Consider the following 23749-nt stretch of genomic DNA (forward strand, 5'->3'; position numbering starts at 1 on the left):
GTCCATCGCGCGGGAATGGCTGGACTGCATACGGTCTGAGGCGTAACGAATTCCTAATTTTGACTTTATGCGCCGGAAAAGTAAAACAAATGCCAGCTTTCGCTAACCTCAACGGCTAATATTCTGTAAAAATGCGGGGTTAAGGGCTGATTCAGGCTGCACGTCTTAACGTGAGCAGGGTAAGAAAGGAACTATAAATGAGCCAAACGATGGCGAATATCGTCGATGTCCGCGGTGTGAGTTTTTCTCGCGGCAATCGACTGATATTCGATGATATTTCGTTGACCGTACCGCGTGGCAAAATCACCGCCATCATGGGGCCGTCCGGGATCGGTAAAACGACCCTCCTGCGCCTTATTGGTGGTCAGATCCCACCGGATAGCGGTGAAATCCTCTTCGATGGCGAAAACGTCCCGGAGATGTCGCGCTCGCGCCTGTATACTGTCCGCAAACGTATGAGTATGCTCTTTCAGTCGGGGGCGTTGTTCACCGACATGAACGTCTTTGATAACGTGGCCTATCCGCTGCGCGAGCATACTAGCCTGCCGCCTGAGCTGCTGAAAAGCACGGTGATGATGAAGCTTGAAGCTGTGGGGTTGCGGGGAGCCGCGAAGCTAATGCCTTCGGAGCTGTCCGGCGGGATGGCGCGCCGCGCCGCGCTGGCGCGAGCCATTGCATTAGAGCCCGATTTAATCATGTTCGACGAACCGTTCGTCGGGCAGGATCCCATCACGATGGGCGTGCTGGTAAAGCTCATCTCTGAACTGAACAGCGCGCTCGGCGTCACCTGTATCGTGGTGTCTCACGATGTACCGGAAGTGTTGAGCATTGCCGATTACGCCTATATCGTGGCGGACAAAAAGATCGTTGCACACGGCAGCGCCCAGGCGCTGCAGGAAAATTGCGATCCGCGCGTGCGGCAGTTCCTCGACGGTATTGCTGACGGACCCGTACCGTTCCGCTACCCGGCGGGCGATTATCGTGACGATTTACTGGGAATAGGGAGTTAAGCCACTCATGCTGTTAAATGCGTTGGCCGCTCTCGGACACCGTGGCATAAAAACCATCAGGACGTTCGGGCGTGCCGGATTGATGTTATTCAACGCGCTGGTCGGCAAGCCGGAGTTTAGTAAGCACGCCCCTCTGCTGGTGCGTCAGCTTTATAATGTCGGCGTGCTGTCGATGCTCATCATTATTGTTTCCGGTCTGTTTATCGGTATGGTGCTTGGGCTGCAGGGCTACCTTGTTCTGACAACCTACAGTGCGGAAACCAGCCTCGGAATGCTGGTGGCGCTTTCGCTGCTGCGCGAATTGGGTCCGGTTGTGGCGGCACTGCTGTTTGCCGGACGCGCTGGGTCGGCATTAACGGCTGAGATTGGCCTGATGCGTGCGACCGAGCAGCTATCCAGCATGGAAATGATGGCGGTCGATCCGCTGCGTCGCGTGATCTCGCCGCGTTTCTGGGCGGGGGTGATCTCGCTCCCGCTACTGACTATTCTGTTTGTCGCCGTGGGGATCTGGGGCGGTTCGCTGGTTGGGGTCCACTGGAAAGGCATCGATGCCGGCTTCTTCTGGTCCGCGATGCAGGACGCCATCGACCTGCGAATGGATCTGGTTAACTGCCTGATTAAAAGCGTGGTGTTTGCCATTACGGTCACCTGGATTGCATTGTTCAATGGTTACGATGCTATCCCGACCTCGGCGGGCATTAGCCGTGCAACAACACGTACTGTCGTACATTCGTCGCTGGCCGTACTGGGCCTGGATTTTGTGCTCACCGCACTGATGTTTGGGAATTGAGTTCATGCAAACGAGAAAAAATGAAATTTGGGTCGGCGTTTTCCTGCTGCTGGCGCTGCTGGCGGCGCTGTTTATCTGCCTGAGAGCGGCGGATATCACCTCAGTACGCACCGAGCCGACGTATCGCATCTATGCCACGTTCGATAACATCGGCGGGCTGAAGGCGCGTTCACCGGTCCGCATTGGCGGTGTGGTGATCGGACGCGTAACTGACATTACGCTGGATGAGAAGACCTATCTGCCGCGCGTCGCGATGGATATCGAAGAACGTTACAACCACATTCCGGACACCAGCTCCCTTTCTATCCGTACTTCCGGCCTGCTGGGTGAACAATATCTGGCACTTAACGTCGGCTTTGAAGATCCTGAGCTGGGAACGACTATCCTTAAAGACGGTAGCGTTATCCAGGATACGAAGTCCGCGATGGTGCTGGAGGACATGATTGGTCAGTTCCTTTACAACAGTAAAGGGGATGATAAAAAGTCTGACGATGCCCCTGCGCAGAGTGAAGACCATACCAACGTTGCGCCGACCCCTGGTGCTGCGAATTAATTCAGGAGAAGTCATTCATGTTTAAACGACTGTTAATGGTTGCCATGCTGGTCATTGCCCCTCTCACTGCGGCACATGCTGCGGATCAGAGCAACCCGTACAAACTGATGGACGAAGCTGCGAAGAAAACCTTCGACCGTCTCAAAAACGAACAGCCAAAAATTCGCGCGAATCCTGACTATCTGCGTGACGTGGTTGACCAGGAACTGCTGCCGTATGTGCAGATCAAATATGCGGGAGCGCTGGTGCTGGGCCGCTATTACAAAGACGCCACCCCGGCGCAGCGTGAGGCCTATTTTGCCGCATTCCGTGAATACCTGAAGCAGGCGTATGGTCAGGCGCTGGCGATGTACCACGGTCAGACCTATCAGATCGCCCCGGAGCAGCCGCTGGGTGATGCGACCATCGTGCCTATTCGTGTAACGATCATCGATCCTAACGGCCGTCCGCCGGTGCGCCTGGATTTCCAGTGGCGTAAAAACAGCCAGACCGGCCACTGGCAGGCGTATGACATGATCGCCGAAGGCGTAAGCATGATCACCACCAAGCAGAACGAGTGGAGCGACCTGCTGCGCACCAAGGGCATTGATGGCCTGACCGCGCAACTGCAGTCCATTGCTCGTCAGAAAATTACCCTGGACGAGAAGAAGTAATGTCGCAGCAACTCCGCTGGTCGCGTGAAGGTGAGACGTTAAGGCTGTCCGGCGAGCTGGACCAGGATCTGCTGAACCCACTGTGGGATAAACGCCAGGAAGCGATGCAGGGCGTGACGCTTATCGACTTAACCGACGTCACGCGGGTGGATACGGCAGGCGTTGCGCTGCTCGCCCATCTGGTTGCCGTGGGCAAAAAGCAGGGAATAAGCGTCATGCTTCATGGCGCGAGTGACAATGTCGTTACCCTTGCGCAACTCTACAATCTGCCTCAGGACGTACTGCCTCGTTAATATTTTCAGTGCGTTACTTCCGAAAGCCCTGACAGTTTCATCGTCGGGGCTTTTTGCTTGTTTAAGACGACGCCACTTTGCTCTAAGATGTTGGGCTTGTTTTCACTATCAGATGATTAAGAGCCCATGGAAAATCATGAAATCCAGACAGTGCTGATGAATGCACTCTCCCTTCAGGAAGCCCACGTCACTGGCGATGGCAGTCACTTCCAGGTTATTGCTGTGGGTGAGATGTTCGACGGTATGAGCCGTGTGAAGAAGCAGCAGGCTGTGTACGCGCCGCTGATGGAATATATTGCGGATAACCGCATCCACGCCCTGTCGATTAAAGCGTTCACCCCGCAAGAGTGGGCACGCGATCGCAAACTAAACGGTTTTTGAGCTGAGGGCGACAGGCCCGCAGCACGGTTGAATTTATAAGAGAGCACACAATGGATAAATTTCGTGTACAGGGGCCAACGCGTCTCCAGGGCGAAGTCACAATTTCTGGCGCGAAGAACGCCGCGCTACCAATCCTCTTTGCTGCGCTGCTCGCGGAAGAGCCGGTAGAAATTCAGAACGTACCGAAGCTGAAAGATATCGACACGACCATGAAGTTGCTCACCCAGTTGGGCACTAAAGTTGAGCGCAACGGTTCCGTCTGGATCGACGCCAGCAACGTGAACAACTTCTCTGCGCCTTACGATCTGGTTAAAACCATGCGTGCATCTATCTGGGCGCTTGGCCCGCTGGTGGCACGTTTCGGTCAGGGTCAGGTTTCGCTGCCGGGCGGTTGCGCCATCGGCGCGCGTCCGGTTGACCTGCATATCTTTGGCCTGGAGAAACTGGGCGCAGAGATCAAGCTGGAAGAGGGGTACGTTAAGGCCTCCGTCAACGGTCGTCTGAAAGGCGCACACATTGTCATGGACAAAGTGAGCGTAGGCGCTACCGTTACCATCATGTCTGCGGCAACGCTGGCAGAAGGTACCACCATCATCGAAAACGCCGCGCGCGAACCGGAGATCGTGGATACCGCCAATTTCCTCGTGGCGCTGGGCGCGAAGATTTCCGGCCAGGGTACTGACCGCATCACCATTGAAGGCGTTGAGCGTCTGGGCGGTGGTGTGTATCGTGTTCTGCCGGACCGTATCGAAACCGGCACCTTCCTGGTGGCTGCGGCCATTTCCGGCGGTAAGATTGTCTGCCGTAATGCACAGCCAGACACTCTGGATGCCGTTCTGGCGAAGCTGCGTGAAGCGGGTGCCGATGTTGAAACCGGTGAAGACTGGATCAGCCTCGACATGCACGGCAAGCGTCCTAAAGCGGTGACCGTGCGTACGGCTCCGCATCCGGCATTCCCGACCGATATGCAGGCACAGTTCACTCTGCTGAACCTGGTTGCCGAAGGAACCGGTGTGATTACCGAGACGATTTTCGAAAACCGTTTTATGCACGTACCGGAACTGATCCGTATGGGTGCACATGCTGAGATCGAAAGTAATACCGTGATTTGCCATGGCGTTGAGAAACTGTCCGGTGCTCAGGTAATGGCAACGGATCTGCGTGCGTCTGCAAGCCTGGTGCTGGCGGGCTGTATCGCGGAAGGCACAACGGTGGTGGATCGTATTTATCACATCGATCGTGGCTATGAACGTATTGAAGACAAACTGCGCGCGCTGGGTGCCAATATCGAGCGTGTGAAGGGCGAGTAATCGTTCCGGCAGCCCCCTGCCAGAAATGACCGGGGGGTTGCTATTCCTGTCAAAAAAACCGTTATCCCTGCGGTTCTGTTTTTGCTTTTCTCTGGCGCATCATGCGCGTTCTGTCGATAAATTCATGAGTAACAGGATCGTGATAACGTGAAGGCCAGATCACCCACGGGTGCGTTTCCAGCGCCGTCGCGATAATCAATTCTCCCTTTGGCCAGGGGCGGGTCAGGGCGTTGGCCAGGGTGGAAGAACTCAGACCATGGCGGCGGGACTCTGCTGCAAGTGACGTTCCTCTTTTGCGCAGTGCCGCAATGATATCTGCCGTATGCCAGTCGATAAATTTCGTATCCATAACGCTGTCCTTAAGTTCGGATTCACCTACGCCGTTTCTTCTGAAACGACTAGCTTACTATACCCATTTCGACTTCTTGTTCTAAAAAGTTCGAGTTACTTGAAGGGATATTCAGAATAAGACATGGCTTTATTCATGCGGGCTTTAACCCGATTCATTTACATGAATGAGGAATTTACTGATGCGTTTTTGAACCTCCCCGCGATGGATACGGGGAGGTGGGGGCAAGATTAACGGTCGCGTTGAACAGCGATGTGGGCAAGACCAATCAGGGCATCGCGCCATGGGCTGTCTGGAATAACCTGGAGAGCTTCGATGGCTTTGTCAGCCTCTTCTTCAGCACGCTGGCGGGTCCATTCCAGCGAGCCGCAGATGGCCATCGTTTCCAGTACAGGTTCCAGAAGATGGCGACCATTTCCCTGTTCGATCGCCTCACGGATCATTTTCGCCTGGTCGGCCGTTCCGTGACGCATCGCGTGAAGCAGCGGCAGGGTCGGTTTGCCTTCGTTCAGGTCATCGCCAACGTTTTTGCCGAGCGTTTCGCCGTCCGCGCTGTAGTCCAGCAAATCATCAATCAGCTGGAAGGCAGTACCCAGGTAGCGTCCATAATCCTGCAGTCCTTTTTCCTGCGCCTCGGAACAGCCAGCCAGGATGCCGGAACACTGGGCGGCCGCTTCAAACAGGCGCGCTGTTTTGCTGTAGATAACGCGCATGTAGTTTTCTTCGGTGATATCGGGGTCATTGACGTTCATCAGCTGCAGCACTTCGCCTTCAGCGATGACGTTGACGGCTTCGGACATCACCTCGAGCACTTTCAGAGAGCCCAGGCTGGTCATCATCTGGAAGGCGCGGGTATAGATAAAGTCCCCGACCAGAACGCTGGCGGCGTTCCCGAAGGCAGCGTTTGCCGTGGCTTTGCCACGACGCATATCGGATTCATCCACAACATCGTCATGCAGAAGCGTCGCCGTGTGAATAAATTCGATCAGCGCGGCGATCGTCACGTGGGCATTTCCCTGATAGCCAACGGCTCTGGCAGCCAGAATGGCAATCATCGGGCGAATGCGTTTACCGCCGCCGCTGACAATGTAATAGCCCAACTGATTGATCAGCTGAACGTCAGAGTTGAGTTGCTCCAGGATTGCTGCATTTACACCCGCCATATCTTGCGCGGTTAACTCGTTGATTTTTTCTAAATTCATCGCAAAAGCCGGGCTTTTTATCCTGTTGATCCCATCTTCAATGGGGTAACGAAGGGTTTCGGTTTATCAATAGTAGTGCTGATTGTACTGAAAAAACGGCTCAGATAAACGTTACCGTACGTGTTGTGTTTTTTTTCTTCATGTATTGACGGTAGCACTTGTCAAAGGCTCGCGTTTTGCGTAATATTCGCGCCCTATTGTGAATATTTATAGCGCACTCTGATTCATACGAGGACGTGCGCGGAAGCGGAGTTTATATGTACGCGGTTTTCCAAAGTGGTGGTAAACAACACCGAGTAAGCGAAGGTCAGACCGTTCGCCTGGAAAAGCTGGACATCGCAACTGGCGAATCTGTTGAGTTCGCAGAAGTTCTGATGATCGCAAACGGTGAAGAAGTCAAAATCGGCGTTCCTTTCGTTGATGGCGGCGTTATCAAAGCTGAAGTTGTTGCACACGGTCGTGGCGAGAAAGTTAAAATCGTTAAGTTTCGTCGTCGTAAACACTACCGTAAGCAGCAGGGCCACCGTCAGTGGTTCACTGATGTGAAAATTACTGGCATCAGCGCCTAAGACCTGAGGAGAGATTTAAATGGCACATAAAAAGGCTGGCGGCTCCACACGTAACGGTCGCGATTCAGAAGCTAAACGCCTGGGCGTTAAGCGTTTCGGTGGCGAATCCGTTCTGGCGGGTAGCATCATCGTTCGTCAACGTGGTACCAAATTCCACGCTGGCAACAACGTAGGTTGCGGTCGTGACCACACTCTGTTTGCTAAAGCAGACGGTAAAGTGAAATTTGAAGTTAAAGGCCCGAACAACCGTAAATACATCAGCATCGTTGCTGAGTAAGGTTTTCTCGGTCCGGTAACGGATTAAAGCCCCGCAACGTGTTGCGGGGCTTTTTACATTGGAAACCCGGAAAATTTTCTGTAGGGAAAACGGGCATGAAGCAGCAGGCCGGCATTGGTATTCTTTTGGCGCTCACGACCGCAATGTGCTGGGGTGCGCTGCCAATTGCAATGAAGCAGGTACTGGAAGTGATGGAGCCGCCTACGGTGGTCTTTTATCGCTTCCTGATGGCAAGCATTGGTCTCGGGACCATCCTTGCAGTTAAAGGCAAGCTTCCACCGCTACGGCTCTTCCGCAAACCTCGATGGCTGGTGTTACTGGCCATTGCGACGGGCGGTCTGTTCGGTAACTTTATCCTGTTCAGCTCTTCCCTGCAGTATTTGAGCCCTACGGCGTCTCAGGTGATTGGTCAGCTTTCGCCTGTCGGCATGATGGTCGCGAGCGTGTTCATCCTCAAAGAGAAGATGCGCGGGACGCAGATTATCGGGGCAAGCATGCTGCTATGCGGCCTGGTGATGTTCTTCAACACCAGCCTGATCGAGATTTTTACCCGGCTTACGGACTACACCTGGGGCGTGATCTTCGGCGTGGGTGCAGCAACGGTCTGGGTGAGCTATGGCGTCGCGCAAAAGGTATTATTGCGTCGCCTGGCCTCACAGCAGATCCTTTTTTTGCTGTACACTTTGTGTACAGTGGCATTATTGCCGTTAGCGAAGCCGGGCGTCATTAGCCAGCTGAGCGACTGGCAACTGGCGTGCCTCATTTTTTGTGGGCTTAACACGCTGGTCGGTTATGGCGCGCTGGCGGAAGCGATGGCGCGCTGGCAGGCAGCACAGGTGAGCGCATTGATCACGCTTACCCCGCTGTTTACGCTGTTATTTTCAGATTTGTTATCAATGGCCTGGCCCGATGTCTTCGTCAGACCGATGCTCAACCTGTTGGGCTATCTCGGTGCGTTTGTCGTGGTTGCGGGCGCGATGTATTCCGCCATTGGTCATCGTCTTTGGGGACGTTGGCGCAAAAATGAAGCGGTCGTAGTAGTCCCCCGCTCAGGCGAATGAGTTACGGAGAGTAAAATGAAGTTTGTTGATGAAGCGACGATTCTGGTCGTGGCAGGTGATGGCGGTAACGGTTGTGTAAGCTTCCGCCGTGAAAAATATATTCCTCGTGGCGGCCCTGACGGCGGTGACGGTGGCGATGGTGGTGACGTGTGGCTGGAGGCGGATGAAAACCTCAACACGCTGATCGACTACCGCTTTGAAAAATCCTTCCGCGCAGAACGCGGACAGAACGGCCAGAGCCGTGACTGTACCGGTAAACGCGGTAAAGACGTGACCATTAAGGTTCCGGTCGGTACGCGCGTTATCGATCAGGGCACCGGTGAAACCATGGGCGATATGACTAAACACGGTCAGCGCCTGATGGTGGCGAAAGGCGGCTGGCACGGTCTGGGTAACAGCCGTTTCAAATCTTCCGTTAACCGTACCCCGCGTCAGAAAACGATGGGTACCCCGGGTGATAAGCGTGACCTGCAGCTTGAGCTGATGCTGCTGGCAGACGTGGGCATGCTGGGTATGCCAAACGCCGGTAAATCGACCTTTATCCGCGCTGTTTCTGCTGCGAAACCAAAAGTAGCGGACTATCCGTTTACCACGCTGGTACCAAGCCTCGGCGTTGTCCGTATGGATAACGAGAAGAGCTTCGTCGTGGCTGATATCCCAGGCCTGATTGAAGGCGCTGCGGAAGGGGCTGGCCTGGGTATTCGCTTCCTGAAGCACCTTGAGCGTTGCCGCGTACTGTTGCACCTCATCGACATCGATCCGATCGACGGTTCCGATCCGGTTGAAAACGCCCGTATCATTATCGGTGAGCTGGAAAAATACAGCGAAAAACTGGCGAGTAAGCCACGCTGGCTGGTCTTCAACAAGATCGACCTGATGGATAAAGCGGAAGCCGAAGCGAAAGCCAAAGCGATTGCTGAAGCGATGGGCTGGGAAGATAAATACTACCTTATCTCCGCGGCAAGCCAGGTTGGCGTGAAAGATCTCTGCTGGGATGTGATGACCTTCATCATCGAGAACCCTGTCGTTCAGGCTGAAGAAGCGAAACAGCCAGAAAAAGTCGAATTCATGTGGGATGACTACCACCGCCAGCAGCTCGAAGAGCTGGAAGCGGAAGAGGAAGACGACTGGGACGATGACTGGGATGAAGACGACGAAGAAGGCGTCGAGTTCATCTACAAGCACTGATATCTGTCCAAAGCCCCCATCCGGGGGCTTTTTTCATTCCAGCGTTGAGGGCAGCCAGCAGCTTGCTATCAGGCCGCCTTCAGCACCATTCTCCAGCATCAGCTTACCGTGATGAAGCTGCAGGATGCGCTGTACGATACTCAGGCCCAGGCCGCTGCCGCCGTAACGCTGATCGAGGCGACGGAACGGCTCCGTGATCGACTGTCGATGCGCTTCGTCAATACCAGGCCCCTGATCGATAACGCTGAGCTGCGTACCGCCTTCGACCTCGGTAAGCGTCACGGTAATCGTGGTGCCTGTCGGGCTGTAGCGCCCGGCATTCTCCAGCAGGTTGCGCAGCATCAGCCGCAGCAGTACCGCGTCTCCCTGAACCGTGAGCGCGCTTTTAGCAGGCCAAATCACCGTATGCTCTTTGGCTTCATGCTCAAGACCAAGAGGCGTGATAATGGTGTCCGTCCAGTTGATGGTTTCATAGTGGCCGCTCGCCATTGCCTGTCCTGCACGGGCCAGCATCAGCAGTTGCTCAACGGTGTGCATTAGCTGGTCAATACGGCTGATGAGCGTCGTGGCCTGCGTAGAGCCTGACTGGGCCATGAGCTCCAGATGGAGCCTGATTCCGGCAAGAGGCGTTCGCAGTTCATGGGCGGCGTCAGCCGTAAAGAGACGCTCCTGCTGAATGGTACTGTCCAGCCTGGCGAGTAGCTGATTGAGCGAGGTGGTAACGGCGCCGATTTCTTCCATGTCGGAATACATAGGAAGTGGGGTTAGGTTATCCGCCGAACGGTTAGCCAGGCTCACGCGCAGTTTATTCAGCGGTCGGGTTATCCAGGTGACCGCCCAGAACGAGAAAAACAACGTAAACCCAACCATCACCAGAGAAGGAACCAGCAGCGAGGCAATCGCTTCACGGATCTCTTTCTCGACGTGGTTGTTACGCGATTTTGCCGACAGCGTTTCGTTCACCAGAAAGCCAATCTGCTCGCGGCTTTCGTGCCACAACCAAATGACGCTTATCAGCTGGAAAAATAACAGAATGACCGCCAGCAACACCATTAATCGCCGACGCATGCTGTTCATTTCTGGCTCTCCAGGCGGTAGCCAACGCCGCGGACGGTTTTAATCCGGTCTTTGCCGAGCTTACGACGCAGGTTGTGGATGTGGACTTCCAGGGTATTTGACCCCGGATCGTCCTGCCAGGAATAGATATCCTGCTGAAGGGTTTCTCTGTGTACCGTTTGTCCGCTTCGCATGATCAGACGCGTCAGCAAGGCGAACTCTTTTGGAGTGACTTCAACGGGCTGGGACTGGCGCAATACCTGCTGGGTTTGCAGATTCAGGGTAATGTCCCCGTCGGTTAGTAAGTTATCACTATGGCCCTGATAACGGCGTATTAACGCTCGCACCCGAGCCTGAAGTTCTGCAAGCGCAAAGGGCTTCACCAGGTAATCATCGGCGCCAGCATCAAGGCCGGTAATACGATCTTCAATGGCGTCGCGTGCCGTCAGGATTAACACCGGATTGGCGATGCCCCGGCGACGCCACTGGGTAAGCAGCGTCGCGCCGTCTTTGTCCGGCAAGCCCAGGTCAAGGATCACCAGGCTGTATTCGCCGCTCTGGATCAGGGCATCTGCTTCTGCCGCGGTGCCGGCACAGTCCAGGGCATAGCCTTCATTGGCGAGTCCCAGAGCCAGTCCTTCCTGTAATAACAGATCGTCTTCAACTATAAGTAGTTTCATCGCTAGTTATTCTGGTAGATGTCTTTATAAAGCCTGCTTTCGAAGCGAACCAGTGGAATACGGCGGTTGCGCTGGTCGGTCGGTTCGACGGCATAGCCGGAAAGATACTGCACGAATGCCATGCGCTGTCCGCTGGCGGTCGTGATGAACCCTGCCAGGTTATACACCCCCTGCAGTGAACCTGTTTTCGCGGATACTTTGCCATCCACACCTGCCGCGTGAAGCCCGGCGCGGTACTGCAGCGAACCGTCGTGTCCGGCAAGCGGCAGCATTGAGATAAAGTTTAGCTCAGTGTCATGTTGTGCAATGTACTGAAGCACCTGCATCATGGTGGCCGGGGCAATCAGGTTATGACGCGATAATCCTGAACCATCAACGGCGATAGTGTTACCCAGATCGATTCCCGCCTGCTGGCGCAGGATCTGACGAACAGCGTCTGAGCCCGCGCGCCAGGTTCCCGGCACGCCGAAACGCGCGTGGCCAATCATGCGGAACACGGTGTCGGCAATCATGTTGTCAGACTTTTTCAGCATAATTCGCAGCAAATCGTGCAGCGGTGGCGACTGTTTGCTGGCAATGACCGTTCCGGGCTGGTTGACCTGCGTCTGGCGTAGCAGCGTGCCGGAGTAGGTTATTCCCGCCTGCTTCAGCTCATCCTTGAGAATCGCACCCGCATAGCTTGCGCCATCCTGAATCGCGAAGGCCAGCGGCAGGGGATCGGCGCGCTGCGTCAGGCAGCCGGTGAGGGTGTAGCGGTTAAGATCGCCAGGCACCACGTCCAGTTCGCAGTACTGGGCATCAGGGGAGCCTTTAGCCAGCGTTCGCACCTGGCTAAACATGGTCACCGGATAGTAAGATGCCACGCGAATGAACGCTAAATCATCCGGCTTGGGCGCGCTGTAAAGGGAAATCGAGAAGCAGTTGCGGTCAACAATCGCGGCGGCTGGCGGGGCGCTAAAGCACTGCGTCATGTCGTTCCACGGCCAGCCTGGTGCTTTATCGTGGCTGGCAAAAATGGAGGTATCGATCAGCACGTTGCCATCGATTTTTGTCACGCCGGATTTTTTCAACACCGCTACCATGTTGCGGATATCCTGGCGCTTAAAGGTGGGATCACCACCGAAACGGGCGATAAGATCGCCTTTCAGTTCGCCACCGTCGACGTTACCTTTGGTTTCAAGCGTGGTGGTAAAACGGAAGTCAGGCCCGAGTTGGAGCAGGGCGGCGAGGGCAGTGATCACCTTCTGGGTACTGGCAGGCAGCGCCATCTGTTGACTGTGATAGTCAATCTCGGGAGCCTGTGCGCCAACCTTCTGCACCATCAGGGCGAGGTTCGCGCCTGCGGGGAGCTGATTAATGTACTCATCAACATTCGCGGCCTGGGCGGTGAACGTTATACTGGTAGTCAATCCGATGATAAAACTGGAAAATCGCATAATCTCGCGCTAACAACCCGAAAACAAACCGTCATACTACGGTGCATGGCACTGCAAAGTAAACGATGACCCATAGTGAACTTCGCGGTAAAATGCGTATCAAATTGAAAAATTGCTGCTGACCTGGGGCGTCGCTCCCGGGTCGGTTTTCTTTTTGCTTCTTGCCCGCTTCGGGGGGCAGGAGCAGGGAACACTGCTCCCAACAGGAATGTTTAAGAGGTATAACAAATGCAAGCTATTCCGATGACCTTACGTGGTGCCGAAAAACTGCGCGAAGAGCTGGATTTCCTGAAATCCGTGCGTCGCCCTGAAATCATCGCCGCTATCGCGGAAGCCCGTGAGCATGGCGACCTGAAAGAGAATGCTGAATACCATGCGGCGCGCGAGCAGCAGGGTTTCTGTGAAGGGCGCATTAAAGATATCGAAGCGAAACTGTCTAATGCGCAGGTTATCGATATCACCAAAATGCCTAACAACGGTCGCGTGATCTTTGGTTCTACCGTCAGCGTTCTGAACCTCGACAACGATGAAGAGCAAACCTATCGCATCGTGGGCGATGATGAAGCAGACTTTAAACAGAACCTGATTTCGGTGAACTCACCCATTGCTCGCGGCCTGATTGGCAAAGAGCAGGACGATGTTGTCACCATCCGCACCCCTGGCGGTGAAGTGGAATACGAAATTATCAAGGTTGAATACCTGTAATTCGCTTCTCTACTAAGATGTTGATACATTGTAAAGAAAAGAAAAAGGCCGCATAGCGGCCTTTTATCAACTCAAGGAGCATGGCATTTTGCTGAGCCTGCTGAAAGAAATCCCTCGTTTCACACAGAAAATGTGATTGATTCAGGATATCCTTAGCGTGGCAGCGAGATTTTACGCTCTTTAGATGGGCGATAGAGCACCAGCGTTTTACCGATGACCTGTACATTACAGGCGCCGGTTTCGCGCACGATGGCTTCCACGATCAGGTTTTTAGTGTCTCTGTCTTCAGAGGCGATTTTCACCTTGATCAGCTCGTGGTGTTCCAGCGCTTGTTCAATCTCGGCAAGCACCCCTTCGGTCAAACCATTGTTGCCAAGCATGACTACAGGCTTGAGCGGATGTGCCAGACCTTTAAGGTGCTGTTTTTGTTTAGTACTCAGATTCATCGTATATTTTTGCTTACGTTGGGATTGAAAACGGTTCATTCTACCGCCATCTCCCTTATATCGCCAAATAGCTGCGTAGAAATTTACGTCACAGGCAAGCAACGATGAACCAGGACGGAAATGTTAAATGACAGGTAAAAAGCGTTCTGCCAGTTCCAGCCGCTGGCTTCAGGAACACTTTAGCGATAAATATGTTCAACAGGCACAGAAAAAGGGGTTACGTTCCCGTGCCTGGTTTAAACTTGATGAAATACAGCAAAGTGACAAACTTTTTAAGCCGGGGATGACGGTTGTCGACCTCGGTGCGGCACCTGGCGGATGGTCCCAGTATGCGGTAACGCAGATCGGCGGAACGGGCCGAATCATCGCGTGCGATCTTTTACCAATGGATCCCATCGTTGGTGTCGACTTCCTTCAGGGCGACTTTCGTGATGAATTAGTGCTGAAAGCGTTACTTGATCGTGTTGGTGACAGTAAGGTCCAGGTTGTCATGTCGGATATGGCACCAAATATGTGCGGAACACCGGCGGTGGATATCCCCCGCGCCATGTATCTGGTGGAGCTAGCGTTAGAAATGTGTCGTGATGTACTAGCGCCTGGTGGTAGTTTTGTTGTGAAGGTGTTTCAGGGCGAAGGTTTCGAGGAGTATCTTAAGGAAATTCGCTCCCTGTTTGCGAAGGTCAAAGTTCGTAAGCCGGACTCTTCCCGGGCCCGTTCCCGTGAAGTGTATATTGTAGCGACCGGGCGAAAATGATAACCGGGAGATTTCAGACGAAAGTTTGAATGAAACTGGATATAGAGTATCCTGACGCTGTTTTTAACACAGTTGTAATATGAGGTTAATCCCTTGAGTGACATGGCGAAAAACCTAATACTCTGGCTGGTCATTGCCGTTGTGCTGATGTCAGTATTCCAGAGCTTTGGGCCCAGCGAGTCGAATGGCCGCAAGGTGGATTATTCTACCTTCCTGCAAGAGGTCAATCAGGACCAGGTTCGCGAAGCGCGTATCAACGGACGTGAGATCAACGTTACCAAGAAAGATAGTAACCGTTACACGACTTACATCCCGGTGAACGATCCTAAGCTGCTTGATAACCTTCTGACCAAAAACGTCAAAGTGGTAGGCGAGCCGCCAGAAGAACCAAGCCTGCTGGCTTCTATCTTCATTTCCTGGTTCCCGATGCTGCTTCTTATCGGCGTCTGGATCTTCTTTATGCGCCAGATGCAGGGCGGCGGTGGCAAAGGTGCCATGTCGTTCGGTAAGAGCAAGGCGCGTATGCTGACGGAAGACCAGATCAAGACCACGTTTGCTGACGTCGCCGGTTGTGACGAAGCAAAAGAAGAAGTGGGTGAACTGGTTGAATACCTGCGCGAGCCGAGCCGTTTCCAGAAACTGGGCGGTAAAATCCCGAAAGGCGTCCTGATGGTAGGCCCTCCGGGTACCGGTAAAACCCTGCTGGCGAAAGCCATCGCGGGTGAAGCGAAGGTGCCGTTCTTTACTATTTCAGGTTCTGACTTCGTTGAAATGTTCGTGGGTGTCGGTGCATCTCGTGTGCGTGACATGTTCGAGCAGGCCAAGAAGGCAGCACCGTGCATCATCTTTATCGATGAAATCGACGCCGTAGGCCGCCAGCGTGGCGCGGGCCTGGGCGGTGGTCACGATGAGCGTGAGCAGACCCTGAACCAGATGCTGGTTGAGATGGACGGCTTCGAAGGTAACGAAGGTATTATCGTTATCGCGGCGACTAACCGTCCGGACGTACTTGACCCTGCGCTGCTGCGTCCAGGCCGTTTCGACCGTCAGGTTGTTGTCGGTCTGCCGGATGTTCGTGGTCGTGAACAGATTCTGAAAGTGCACATGCGTCGCGTACCGCTGGCGCCAGATATCGACGCGGCAATCATTGCGCGCGGTACGCCGGGCTTCTCCGGCGCGGACCTGGCTAACCTGGTCAACGAAGCTGCACTGTTTGCCGCTCGCGGTAACAAGCGCGTGGTCTCCATGGTTGAGTTCGAGAAAGCGAAAGACAAAATCATGATGGGTGCGGAACGTCGCTCCATGGTGATGACGGAAGCGCAGAAAGAGTCCACGGCTTACCACGAAGCGGGTCACGCGATTATCGGTCGCCTGGTGCCGGAACACGATCCGGTACACAAGGTAACGATTATTCCGCGCGGCCGTGCGCTGGGTGTGACCTTCTTCCTGCCTGAGGGCGACGCGATCAGCGCCAGCCGTCAGAAGCTGGAAAGCCAGATTTCGACCCTGTACGGCGGTCGTCTGGCGGAAGAGATCATCTACGGGCCAGAACATGTTTCTACCGGTGCGTCGAACGACATTAAAGTGGCGACAAACCTGGCACGTAACATGGTGACTCAGTGGGGCTTCTCCGACAAACTCGGTCCGCTGCTGTATGCAGAGGAAGAGGGTGAAGTATTCCTGGGCCGCTCCGTGGCGAAAGCAAAACATATGTCCGATGAGACGGCACGTATCATCGACCAGGAAGTGAAAGCGCTGATTGAACGTAACTACGGTCGCGCGCGTCAGATCCTGAACGACAATATGGACATTCTGCATTCGATGAAAGATGCGCTCATGAAATATGAGACCATCGATGCACCGCAGATTGACGACCTGATGGCTCGCCGCGAAGTGCGCCCGCCAGCAGGCTGGGAAGACCCAGGCGCTTCCAACAATTCTGACAACAATGGTACCCCGCGCGCGCCGCGTCCGGTCGATGAACCGCGTACGCCAAACCCGGGCAACACCATGTCAGAGCAGTTGGGCGACAAGTAAGTCACTGCTGTTGAAGCGTTTGTCTGTACCCCAAACCCTGGAGCTTGCTCCGGGGTTTTTCTTTTCCGTTAAACCATACTAAAACCAGGGATTTGACCATGAAACTCTTCGCCCAGGACTCGCATCTCGATCTTTCACATCCGCACGTGATGGGGATCCTGAATGTTACCCCTGACTCCTTCTCTGACGGCGGCACGCATAACACGCTTATCGACGCGGTTAAGCACGCAAATCTAATGATCAACGCGGGTGCCACTATCATTGACGTGGGCGGTGAATCGACGCGTCCCGGCGCGGCAGATGTTTCGGTGGAAGAAGAGCTGGCGCGCGTGGTGCCGGTGGTTGAGGCAATCGCGCAACGTTTCGAGGTGTGGATCTCCGTCGACACGTCCAAACCAGAAGTGATTCGTGAAGTGGCGAGAGTGGGTGCTCACATTATTAATGACATCCGCTCGCTGACCGAACCGGGTGCGATCGAGGCCGCTGCAGAAACCGGCCTGCCGGTATGCCTGATGCATATGCAGGGGCAACCGAAAACCATGCAGGAAGCGCCGAAGTATGATGATGTCTTTGCCGACGTGAATCGCTTCTTTATTGAGCATATTGAACGCTGTGAGCGTGCAGGCATCCCAAAAGAGAAATTGCTGCTCGACCCGGGGTTCGGTTTCGGTAAAAATCTCTCACACAATTATGCGTTGCTTGCGCGCTTATCGGAATTTCATCACTTTGGTCTGCCGCTGCTGGTGGGTATGTCGAGAAAGTCGATGATTGGCCAATTGCTGAATGTAGGACCGAGCGAGCGCCTGAGTGGCAGCCTGGCCTGCGCGGTAATTGCGGCGATGCAAGGCGCGCACATTATCCGTGTCCATGACGTCAAAGAAACAGTAGAAGCCATGCGTGTGGTGGAAGCCACACTGGCAGCGAAGGAAAACAAACGCTATGAGTAACCGTAAATATTTTGGTACCGATGGTATCCGTGGGCGCGTAGGCGATGCTCCAATTACCCCTGATTTTGTTCTGAAGCTCGGCTGGGCTGCCGGCAAGGTGCTGGCGCGTCATGGCTCACGTAAGATCATTATTGGTAAAGATACCCGTATTTCGGGCTATATGCTGGAATCTGCGTTGGAAGCGGGTCTGGCGGCTGCAGGGCTTTCAGCCTCTTTTACTGGCCCAATGCCAACGCCTGCTGTTGCCTACCTTACGCGCACCTTCCGCGCGGAAGCGGGAATTGTGATCTCGGCGTCTCATAACCCGTTCTACGACAACGGCATCAAGTTCTTCTCCATTGACGGCACTAAGCTGCCGGACGAAGTGGAAGAGGCCATTGAAGCCGAAATGGAAAAAGAGATCACCTGTGTTGATTCCGCCGAGCTGGGTAAAGCGAACCGTATCGTCGATGCGGCGGGTCGTTATATCGAATTCTGCAAAGGCACCTTCCCGAACGAGCTGAGCCTGGCGCATCTTAAAATTGTGGTGGACTGTGCGAACGGTGCGACCTATCACATTGCGCCGAATGTCTTCCGCGAGCTGGGTGCGAAAGTGATCGCCATCGGCTGCGAGCCGGATGGTCTGAACATTAACGAAGAAGTCGGGGCGACGGACGTGCGCGCCCTGCAGGCGCGCGTGCTGGCGGAAAAAGCCGATCTGGGTATTGCCCTGGACGGCGACGGTGACCGCGTGATCATGGTTGACCACGAAGGTAATAAAGTCGACGGCGATCAGATCCTCTACATCATTGCTCGTGAAGGCCTGCGCCAGGGGCAGCTGCGCGGCGGTGCGGTAGGGACCCTGATGAGCAACATGGGCCTCGAACTGGCGCTGAAACAGCTCGGTATTCCGTTTGTTCGCGCGAAGGTGGGCGACCGCTACGTGCTGGAAAAGCTGCAGGAGAAAGGCTGGCGCATTGGTGCTGAGAACTCCGGCCACGTGATCCTGCTCGACAAAACCACTACCGGTGACGGCATTGTTGCCGCGCTTCAGGTGGTTGCCGCGATGGCGCGCAACCATATGAGCCTGCACGATCTGTGCAGCGGGATGAAAATGTTCCCGCAGATCCTGGTGAACGTGCGTTTCACTGCGGGTAAAGGCGATCCGCTGGAAAATGACAACGTGAAAGCGGTGATGGCTGAGGTTGAAGCGGCCCTGGGCAGCCGTGGGCGCGTGCTGCTGCGTAAGTCTGGTACCGAACCGCTGATCCGCGTGATGGTGGAAGGCGAAGACGAAGCGCAGGTCACCGAATTTGCGCACCGAATTGCGGATGCCGTAAAAGCTGCATAATCTTGCATGCTAAATGTTTAAAAAGGCGGCGTTTGCCGCCTTTGTTTTAAGCAATTAATGGCTTTTTGCTGTTTTTTTCCGCAGTTGATACAATGCGTCGAAAATGCCCTTGCGAAGGTGATTCGCTTTGGTTAGTATTCACACCCGCTTCAGTGGGAAACAGAAATCCTGCTAATTGGTCGAAGCATTGGTATGCGGCAAATCCGCAAGGAACAGGTTGATTATGTACGAAGCTCTTTTAGTTGTTTTCCTTATTGTAGCCATCGCTCTCGTAGCGTTGATCATGCTGCAGCAAGGTAAAGGCGCTGATATGGGAGCCTCCTTCGGAGCAGGCGCTTCCGGTACGCTGTTCGGTTCAAGTGGTTCTGCGAACTTCATGACCCGCACGACGGCGATTCTGGCTACGCTGTTCTTCATCATCAGTCTGGTGCTTGGCAATATCAACAGCAACAAGACCAGCAAAGGAAGCGAGTGGGAAAATCTGAGCGCGCCAGCAAAAACTGAGCAGACTCAGCCAGCTGCACCGGCTAAGCCAACCAGCGATATCCCGCAGTAAGTATTCCGTACCGAGGTGGTGGAATTGGTAGACACGCTACCTTGAGGTGGTAGTGCCCTAACGGGCTTGTGGGTTCGAGTCCCATCCTCGGTACCAATATTCCAGAAGAAAGACGTCGAAAGGCGTCTTTTTTTTCGTCTGTAGTTTTTGCCGTTCGTAGGCCCGGTGGCGCTGCGCTTACACGCCCTACAAAAGCCAAACAAAAAGGCGCCCATAGGGCGCCTTTTGCATGTTTCATCAGCGATTACTTCTTATCGCTATTCTCCAGGTTTTCAACCTGCGGCAGGCCGTTACCGGAATTCGCGGAGAGCAGACCATTCTCAACGTAGTTGAACAGCTTCTCACGGGTATCGGTGATGTCCAGGTTACGCATGGTCAACTGACCAATACGGTCGTCCGGAGAAAACACAGACTCACCTTTTTCCATGGTCAGACGCTCGGCTTTATAGGTCAGGTTGTCCGACACGGTGTTAAGAATGGAGTAGTCGTTACCACGACGCAGTTCCAGCGTCACTTCACCGGTGATCGCGCTCGCTACCCAACGCTGCAGCGCGTCACGCAGCATCAGCGCCTGCGGATCGAACCAGCGACCCTGATACAGCAGTTTGCCCAGTTGACGACCATGAGAATGATACTGCTCGATGGTGTCTTCGTTGTGAATACCGGTCAGCAGACGCTCGTAAGCGATGTGCAGCAGCGCCATCCCCGGAGCTTCATAGATGCCGCGGCTTTTCGCTTCGATGATACGGTTTTCAATCTGATCGCTCATGCCCAGACCGTGACGACCGCCGATGCGGTTTGCTTCCAGCATCAGTTCAACGTCGTCAGAGAAGGTCTTACCGTTCAGGGCAACCGGATGACCACGTTCGAAACGCACGGTCACCTCTTCTGCCGGGATCTTCACGCTCTCGTCCCAGAACTTCACGCCCATGATCGGGTTAACGATCTTCACGCTGGAGTTCAGGAATTCCAGGTCCTTCGCTTCGTGCGTCGCGCCCAGCATGTTGGAGTCGGTAGAGTAGGCTTTCTCAACGGACATTTTGTAGTCAAAGCCGCAGGCAATCATAAACTCAGACATCTCATGACGACCACCCAGCTCGTCGATGAAGTCGGTGTCCAGCCACGGCTTGTAGATCTGCAGCTCCGCGTTGGTCAGCAGGCCATAACGATAGAAACGTTCGATATCGTTGCCTTTATAGGTGCTGCCATCACCCCAGATGTTTACGCCATCTTCTTTCATGGCGGCAACCAGCATGGTGCCGGTGACAGCACGACCCAGCGGGGTGGTGTTGAAATAGGTCAGGCCGCCCGTAGTGTTATGGAACGCACCGCACTGAATAGCGGCGATACCTTCAGCAACCAGTTGCTTACGGCAGTCAATCAGTCGCGCGTTTTCTGCGCCATACTCTTTAGCGCGACGAGGAATAGCATCGTAATCGTCCTCATCCGGCTGACCCAGGTTCGCAGTATATGCATACGGAACCGCTCCCTTCTGGCGCATCCACAGCAGTGCAGCGCTGGTATCCAGGCCGCCTGAGAAAGCGATGCCAATACGTTGTCCTACCGGAAGATGCTTGAGAATCGTCGTCATAGAATAAAACCCTGCTTGATTGACTGATTAGAGACCGCTTTCGTTCTCTTGTGCATTTTTATGCAAAATAAGTGAGTATTCATTTAATCATCTTTTATCGAATACCGGAAGAGACTCATGCGTTTTTTGTAAAAAATTTGGTCTGTTCTCTCTGGCGGAAGCTGGGTTGACAGGTGGGGTCAACTATCAATATACTAAACGCCGATTTTACGTCCCGTCTTCGGTACCAAATCCCAGCATTATTTGCAAATTCTGTCCAAAACGCGTAGAATTTGCCACGTTTCAGGCGCGGGGTGGAGCAGCCTGGTAGCTCGTCGGGCTCATAACCCGAAGGTCGTCGGTTCAAATCCGGCCCCCGCAACCACTTTCCCATAAAGTTCTTTTTCAAATATACTGTGAAGACTTAGAGCCTTCGTAGCTGGATTTGAAAAAATTCTTTCGGAGAGTGCTCCAGGCCACAGTTGTGGCTATAGGGTTCAGTTATCTAAAGCCCCGATTTATCGGGGTTTTTTGTTATCTGACTACAGAATAACTGGGCTTTACGCCCTTTTTTTATGTCTTGGGGGTGGGCTTGTCCACATTAGAGCAAAAATTAACAGAGATGATTACTGCACCGGTCGAAGCACTGGGCTACGAACTGATCGGCATCGAATTCGTTCGCGGCCGTACATCGACGCTGCGCATCTATATTGATAGTGAAGATGGCATCAATGTTGATGATTGTGCTGATGTCAGCCACCAGGTGAGTGCGGTTCTTGATGTTGAAGACCCGATTACCGTTGCGTACAACCTGGAAGTTTCCTCACCTGGCCTGGATCGCCCGATGTTCACGGCCGAGCACTATGTGCGCTTTACCGGTGAAGAAGTGGCTCTCGTTCTGCGTATGGCCGTACAGAACCGCCGTAAATGGCAGGGAATTATCAAAGCCGTTGATGGTGAAATGATCACGGTAACAGTCGAAGGCAAAGATGAAGTGTTCGCGCTGAGTAATATCCAGAAGGCGAACCTGGTTCCCCACTTTTAACAGTCTGGATTGAGGTGAAAAGCCCGCGATGAACAAAGAAATTTTGGCTGTTGTTGAAGCCGTCTCCAACGAGAAATCACTGCCGCGTGAGAAAATTTTCGAAGCGCTGGAAAGTGCACTGGCTACAGCAACCAAGAAAAAATACGAACAAGAGATCGATGTTCGCGTAGAAATCGATCGTAAAAGCGGTGACTTCGATACATTCCGTCGTTGGGTAATCGTTGAAGAAGTGACCCAGCCGACCAAAGAGATCACCCTGGAAGCGGCACGTTTTGAAGACGAAAGTCTGAACGTGGGTGACTACGTTGAAGATCAGATTGAATCTGTGACCTTCGACCGTATCACCACCCAGACCGCTAAGCAGGTTATCGTGCAGAAAGTGCGCGAAGCCGAGCGCGCGCTGGTTGTCGATCAGTTCCGCGATCAGGAAGGCGAAATCATCACCGGCGTGGTGAAGAAAGTAAACCGTGACAACATCTCTCTGGAAATTAAATCCGAAGGGATGCCGGGCAACGCTGAAGCCGTGATCCTGCGTGAAGACATGCTGCCGCGTGAAAACTTCCGCCCGGGCGACCGTATTCGTGGTGTTCTGTACGCCGTGCGCCCTGAAGCGCGTGGTGCACAGCTGTTCGTGACCCGTTCTAAACCAGAAATGCTGGTTGAACTGTTCCGCATCGAAGTGCCGGAAATCGGCGAAGAAGTTATTGAGATCAAAGCAGCAGCTCGCGATCCAGGCTCTCGTGCGAAAATTGCGGTGAAAACCAACGACAAGCGTATCGACCCGGTCGGTGCTTGCGTCGGTATGCGCGGTGCGCGCGTTCAGGCGGTTTCTACCGAACTGGGCGGCGAGCGTATTGATATCGTTCTGTGGGACGACAACCCGGCGCAGTTCGTGATCAACGCAATGGCTCCGGCTGATGTCGCGTCTATCGTTGTTGACGAAGACAAACACACCATGGATATCGCTGTTGAAGCGGGCAACCTGGCGCAGGCGATTGGCCGTAACGGTCAGAACGTACGCCTGGCGTCACAGCTGAGCGGCTGGGAACTCAACGTCATGACCGTTGATGACCTGCAGGCTAAGCATCAGGCTGAAGCCCATGCGGCGATCGATACCTTCACCAAATACCTCGACATTGACGAAGACTTCGCCACTGTTCTGGTAGAAGAAGGTTTCTCTACGCTGGAAGAACTGGCCTATGTGCCAATGAAAGAGCTGCTGGAAATTGACGGTCTGGATGAGCCAACCGTTGAAGCCCTGCGTGAACGCGCTAAAAACGCACTGACCACCCTGGCACTGGCTCAGGAAGAAAGCCTTGGCGATAAGAAGCCGGCTGATGACCTGCTGAATCTGGAAGGTCTTGATCGTGCGATTGCGTTCAAGCTGGCTGCCCGTGGTGTTTGTACGCTGGAAGATCTCGCTGAGCAAGGCGTTGATGACCTGGCCGATATCGAAGGTTTAACCGACGAGAAAGCCGGCGAACTCATCATGGCCGCACGTAATATTTGCTGGTTCGGCGACGAAGCGTAATAAACTGTAGCAGGAAGGAA

General features: G+C 54.0%; 26 protein-coding genes and 2 tRNA genes. 21 read left to right on the forward strand and 7 right to left on the reverse strand.

The window, feature by feature from the left end; all coding sequences use genetic code 11:
• The first annotated feature begins 197 nt into the window (after positions 1-197).
• The 7 genes from mlaF (at position 198) to murA (ending at position 4990) form a co-directional block, all read left to right on the forward strand.
• Positions 198-1010 carry a phospholipid ABC transporter ATP-binding protein MlaF gene (gene mlaF / locus IM313_RS03095; RefSeq protein WP_028014565.1) on the forward strand — a complete coding sequence of 271 codons (813 nt, stop codon included), beginning with the start codon at positions 198-200 and terminating at the stop codon, positions 1008-1010.
• A gap of 7 nt (positions 1011-1017) precedes the next feature.
• Positions 1018-1800 carry a lipid asymmetry maintenance ABC transporter permease subunit MlaE gene (mlaE, locus tag IM313_RS03100; protein ID WP_028014564.1) on the forward strand — a complete coding sequence of 261 codons (783 nt, stop codon included), beginning with the start codon at positions 1018-1020 and terminating at the stop codon, positions 1798-1800.
• A 4-nt stretch (positions 1801-1804) separates the two neighbouring features.
• Positions 1805-2353: an outer membrane lipid asymmetry maintenance protein MlaD gene (gene mlaD / locus IM313_RS03105; protein ID WP_028014563.1), complete on the forward strand. Its 549-nt coding sequence runs from the start codon at positions 1805-1807 to the stop codon at positions 2351-2353.
• Between the two features lie 17 nt (positions 2354-2370).
• Positions 2371-3006 carry a phospholipid-binding protein MlaC gene (mlaC, locus tag IM313_RS03110; RefSeq protein WP_028014562.1) on the forward strand — a complete coding sequence of 212 codons (636 nt, stop codon included), beginning with the start codon at positions 2371-2373 and terminating at the stop codon, positions 3004-3006.
• A complete protein-coding gene (gene mlaB / locus IM313_RS03115; protein ID WP_088204348.1) occupies positions 3006-3299 on the forward strand; it encodes a lipid asymmetry maintenance protein MlaB in 294 nt (97 codons plus the stop codon). The genes mlaC and mlaB overlap by 1 nt, the downstream gene beginning before the upstream one ends.
• Before the next feature lie 126 nt (positions 3300-3425).
• Positions 3426-3680: a BolA family iron metabolism protein IbaG gene (ibaG, locus tag IM313_RS03120; RefSeq protein ID WP_008501458.1), complete on the forward strand. Its 255-nt coding sequence runs from the start codon at positions 3426-3428 to the stop codon at positions 3678-3680.
• Positions 3681-3730: 50 nt separating this feature from the next.
• Positions 3731-4990, forward strand: a complete 1260-nt coding sequence (gene murA / locus IM313_RS03125) for a UDP-N-acetylglucosamine 1-carboxyvinyltransferase (protein WP_028014560.1) — start codon at positions 3731-3733, stop codon at positions 4988-4990.
• 61 nt (positions 4991-5051) lie between these two features.
• On the opposite strand, the gene sfsB is transcribed toward murA, so the two are convergent.
• Together sfsB and ispB are read right to left on the reverse strand one after the other, a co-directional pair.
• Positions 5052-5339, reverse strand: coding sequence for a DNA-binding transcriptional regulator SfsB (sfsB, locus tag IM313_RS03130; RefSeq protein ID WP_028014559.1), 288 nt, complete (start codon positions 5337-5339; stop codon positions 5052-5054).
• 230 nt (positions 5340-5569) lie between these two features.
• Positions 5570-6541 (reverse strand): octaprenyl diphosphate synthase, encoded by a 972-nt coding sequence (gene ispB, locus IM313_RS03135; RefSeq protein ID WP_045260467.1) that lies wholly within the window; start codon positions 6539-6541, stop codon positions 5570-5572.
• A 257-nt stretch (positions 6542-6798) separates the two neighbouring features.
• Between ispB and rplU the strand changes: the two genes are divergently transcribed.
• The 4 genes from rplU to cgtA all read left to right on the forward strand — a co-directional run bounded on the left by rplU (position 6799) and on the right by cgtA (position 9636).
• Positions 6799-7110, forward strand: coding sequence for a 50S ribosomal protein L21 (rplU, locus tag IM313_RS03140; protein WP_003025032.1), 312 nt, complete (start codon positions 6799-6801; stop codon positions 7108-7110).
• A gap of 19 nt (positions 7111-7129) precedes the next feature.
• Positions 7130-7387 carry a 50S ribosomal protein L27 gene (gene rpmA, locus IM313_RS03145; protein ID WP_004385076.1) on the forward strand — a complete coding sequence of 86 codons (258 nt, stop codon included), beginning with the start codon at positions 7130-7132 and terminating at the stop codon, positions 7385-7387.
• A 95-nt stretch (positions 7388-7482) separates the two neighbouring features.
• Positions 7483-8448: a DMT family transporter gene (locus IM313_RS03150; protein ID WP_192971984.1), complete on the forward strand. Its 966-nt coding sequence runs from the start codon at positions 7483-7485 to the stop codon at positions 8446-8448.
• 15 nt (positions 8449-8463) lie between these two features.
• On the forward strand, positions 8464-9636 hold the full coding sequence (cgtA, locus tag IM313_RS03155; RefSeq protein WP_014885381.1) for an Obg family GTPase CgtA: 1173 nt from the start codon (positions 8464-8466) through the stop codon (positions 9634-9636).
• 33 nt (positions 9637-9669) lie between these two features.
• Here cgtA and pmrB read toward each other — a convergent pair whose 3' ends face one another.
• The 3 genes from pmrB to dacB are packed head-to-tail and all read right to left on the reverse strand — an operon-like array spanning position 9670 to position 12808.
• The gene (gene pmrB / locus IM313_RS03160) at positions 9670-10713 is read right to left on the reverse strand and encodes a two-component system sensor histidine kinase PmrB (RefSeq protein ID WP_041907874.1); all 1044 of its coding nucleotides are present in this window, start codon (positions 10711-10713) and stop codon (positions 9670-9672) included.
• Positions 10710-11372 (reverse strand): two-component system response regulator PmrA, encoded by a 663-nt coding sequence (gene pmrA, locus IM313_RS03165; RefSeq protein WP_028014555.1) that lies wholly within the window; start codon positions 11370-11372, stop codon positions 10710-10712. Before pmrA ends, pmrB begins: the two co-directional genes overlap by 4 nt.
• Before the next feature lie 2 nt (positions 11373-11374).
• A complete protein-coding gene (dacB, locus tag IM313_RS03170; protein WP_028014554.1) occupies positions 11375-12808 on the reverse strand; it encodes a serine-type D-Ala-D-Ala carboxypeptidase in 1434 nt (477 codons plus the stop codon).
• 228 nt (positions 12809-13036) lie between these two features.
• Between dacB and greA the strand changes: the two genes are divergently transcribed.
• The gene (greA, locus tag IM313_RS03175) at positions 13037-13513 is read left to right on the forward strand and encodes a transcription elongation factor GreA (protein ID WP_006812122.1); all 477 of its coding nucleotides are present in this window, start codon (positions 13037-13039) and stop codon (positions 13511-13513) included.
• 152 nt (positions 13514-13665) lie between these two features.
• Here greA and yhbY read toward each other — a convergent pair whose 3' ends face one another.
• Positions 13666-13959 (reverse strand): ribosome assembly RNA-binding protein YhbY, encoded by a 294-nt coding sequence (yhbY, locus tag IM313_RS03180; RefSeq protein ID WP_003861814.1) that lies wholly within the window; start codon positions 13957-13959, stop codon positions 13666-13668.
• A 127-nt stretch (positions 13960-14086) separates the two neighbouring features.
• Here yhbY and rlmE point away from each other — a divergent pair, with 127 nt between their 5' ends.
• From rlmE to IM313_RS03210, 6 genes are all read left to right on the forward strand, one after another.
• A complete protein-coding gene (gene rlmE, locus IM313_RS03185; protein ID WP_003861812.1) occupies positions 14087-14713 on the forward strand; it encodes a 23S rRNA (uridine(2552)-2'-O)-methyltransferase RlmE in 627 nt (208 codons plus the stop codon).
• 102 nt (positions 14714-14815) lie between these two features.
• A complete protein-coding gene (gene ftsH / locus IM313_RS03190; protein ID WP_013098921.1) occupies positions 14816-16750 on the forward strand; it encodes an ATP-dependent zinc metalloprotease FtsH in 1935 nt (644 codons plus the stop codon).
• Between the two features lie 98 nt (positions 16751-16848).
• Positions 16849-17697, forward strand: a complete 849-nt coding sequence (folP, locus tag IM313_RS03195; protein ID WP_014885377.1) for a dihydropteroate synthase — start codon at positions 16849-16851, stop codon at positions 17695-17697.
• Positions 17690-19027: a phosphoglucosamine mutase gene (gene glmM / locus IM313_RS03200; RefSeq protein ID WP_041907881.1), complete on the forward strand. Its 1338-nt coding sequence runs from the start codon at positions 17690-17692 to the stop codon at positions 19025-19027. The genes folP and glmM overlap by 8 nt, the downstream gene beginning before the upstream one ends.
• 223 nt (positions 19028-19250) lie before the next feature.
• Positions 19251-19583 (forward strand): preprotein translocase subunit SecG, encoded by a 333-nt coding sequence (gene secG / locus IM313_RS03205; protein WP_021242256.1) that lies wholly within the window; start codon positions 19251-19253, stop codon positions 19581-19583.
• A gap of 9 nt (positions 19584-19592) precedes the next feature.
• Positions 19593-19679 (forward strand) — tRNA-Leu (locus IM313_RS03210).
• A 148-nt stretch (positions 19680-19827) separates the two neighbouring features.
• On the opposite strand, the gene argG is transcribed toward IM313_RS03210, so the two are convergent.
• A complete protein-coding gene (gene argG, locus IM313_RS03215; RefSeq protein WP_028014551.1) occupies positions 19828-21174 on the reverse strand; it encodes an argininosuccinate synthase in 1347 nt (448 codons plus the stop codon).
• 287 nt (positions 21175-21461) lie between these two features.
• Here argG and IM313_RS03220 point away from each other — a divergent pair.
• The 3 genes from IM313_RS03220 (at position 21462) to nusA (ending at position 23729) form a co-directional block, all read left to right on the forward strand.
• A tRNA-Met gene (locus tag IM313_RS03220) sits at positions 21462-21538 on the forward strand.
• A gap of 207 nt (positions 21539-21745) precedes the next feature.
• Positions 21746-22198, forward strand: coding sequence for a ribosome maturation factor RimP (gene rimP / locus IM313_RS03225; protein ID WP_192971985.1), 453 nt, complete (start codon positions 21746-21748; stop codon positions 22196-22198).
• Positions 22199-22226: 28 nt separating this feature from the next.
• Positions 22227-23729 (forward strand): transcription termination factor NusA, encoded by a 1503-nt coding sequence (gene nusA, locus IM313_RS03230; protein ID WP_014885374.1) that lies wholly within the window; start codon positions 22227-22229, stop codon positions 23727-23729.
• Positions 23730-23749: the final 20 nt, after the last annotated feature.

Origin of the sequence: Enterobacter cloacae complex sp. P2B (assembly GCF_014895985.1) — a bacterium.
Classification (GTDB): domain Bacteria; phylum Pseudomonadota; class Gammaproteobacteria; order Enterobacterales; family Enterobacteriaceae; genus Enterobacter; species Enterobacter bugandensis.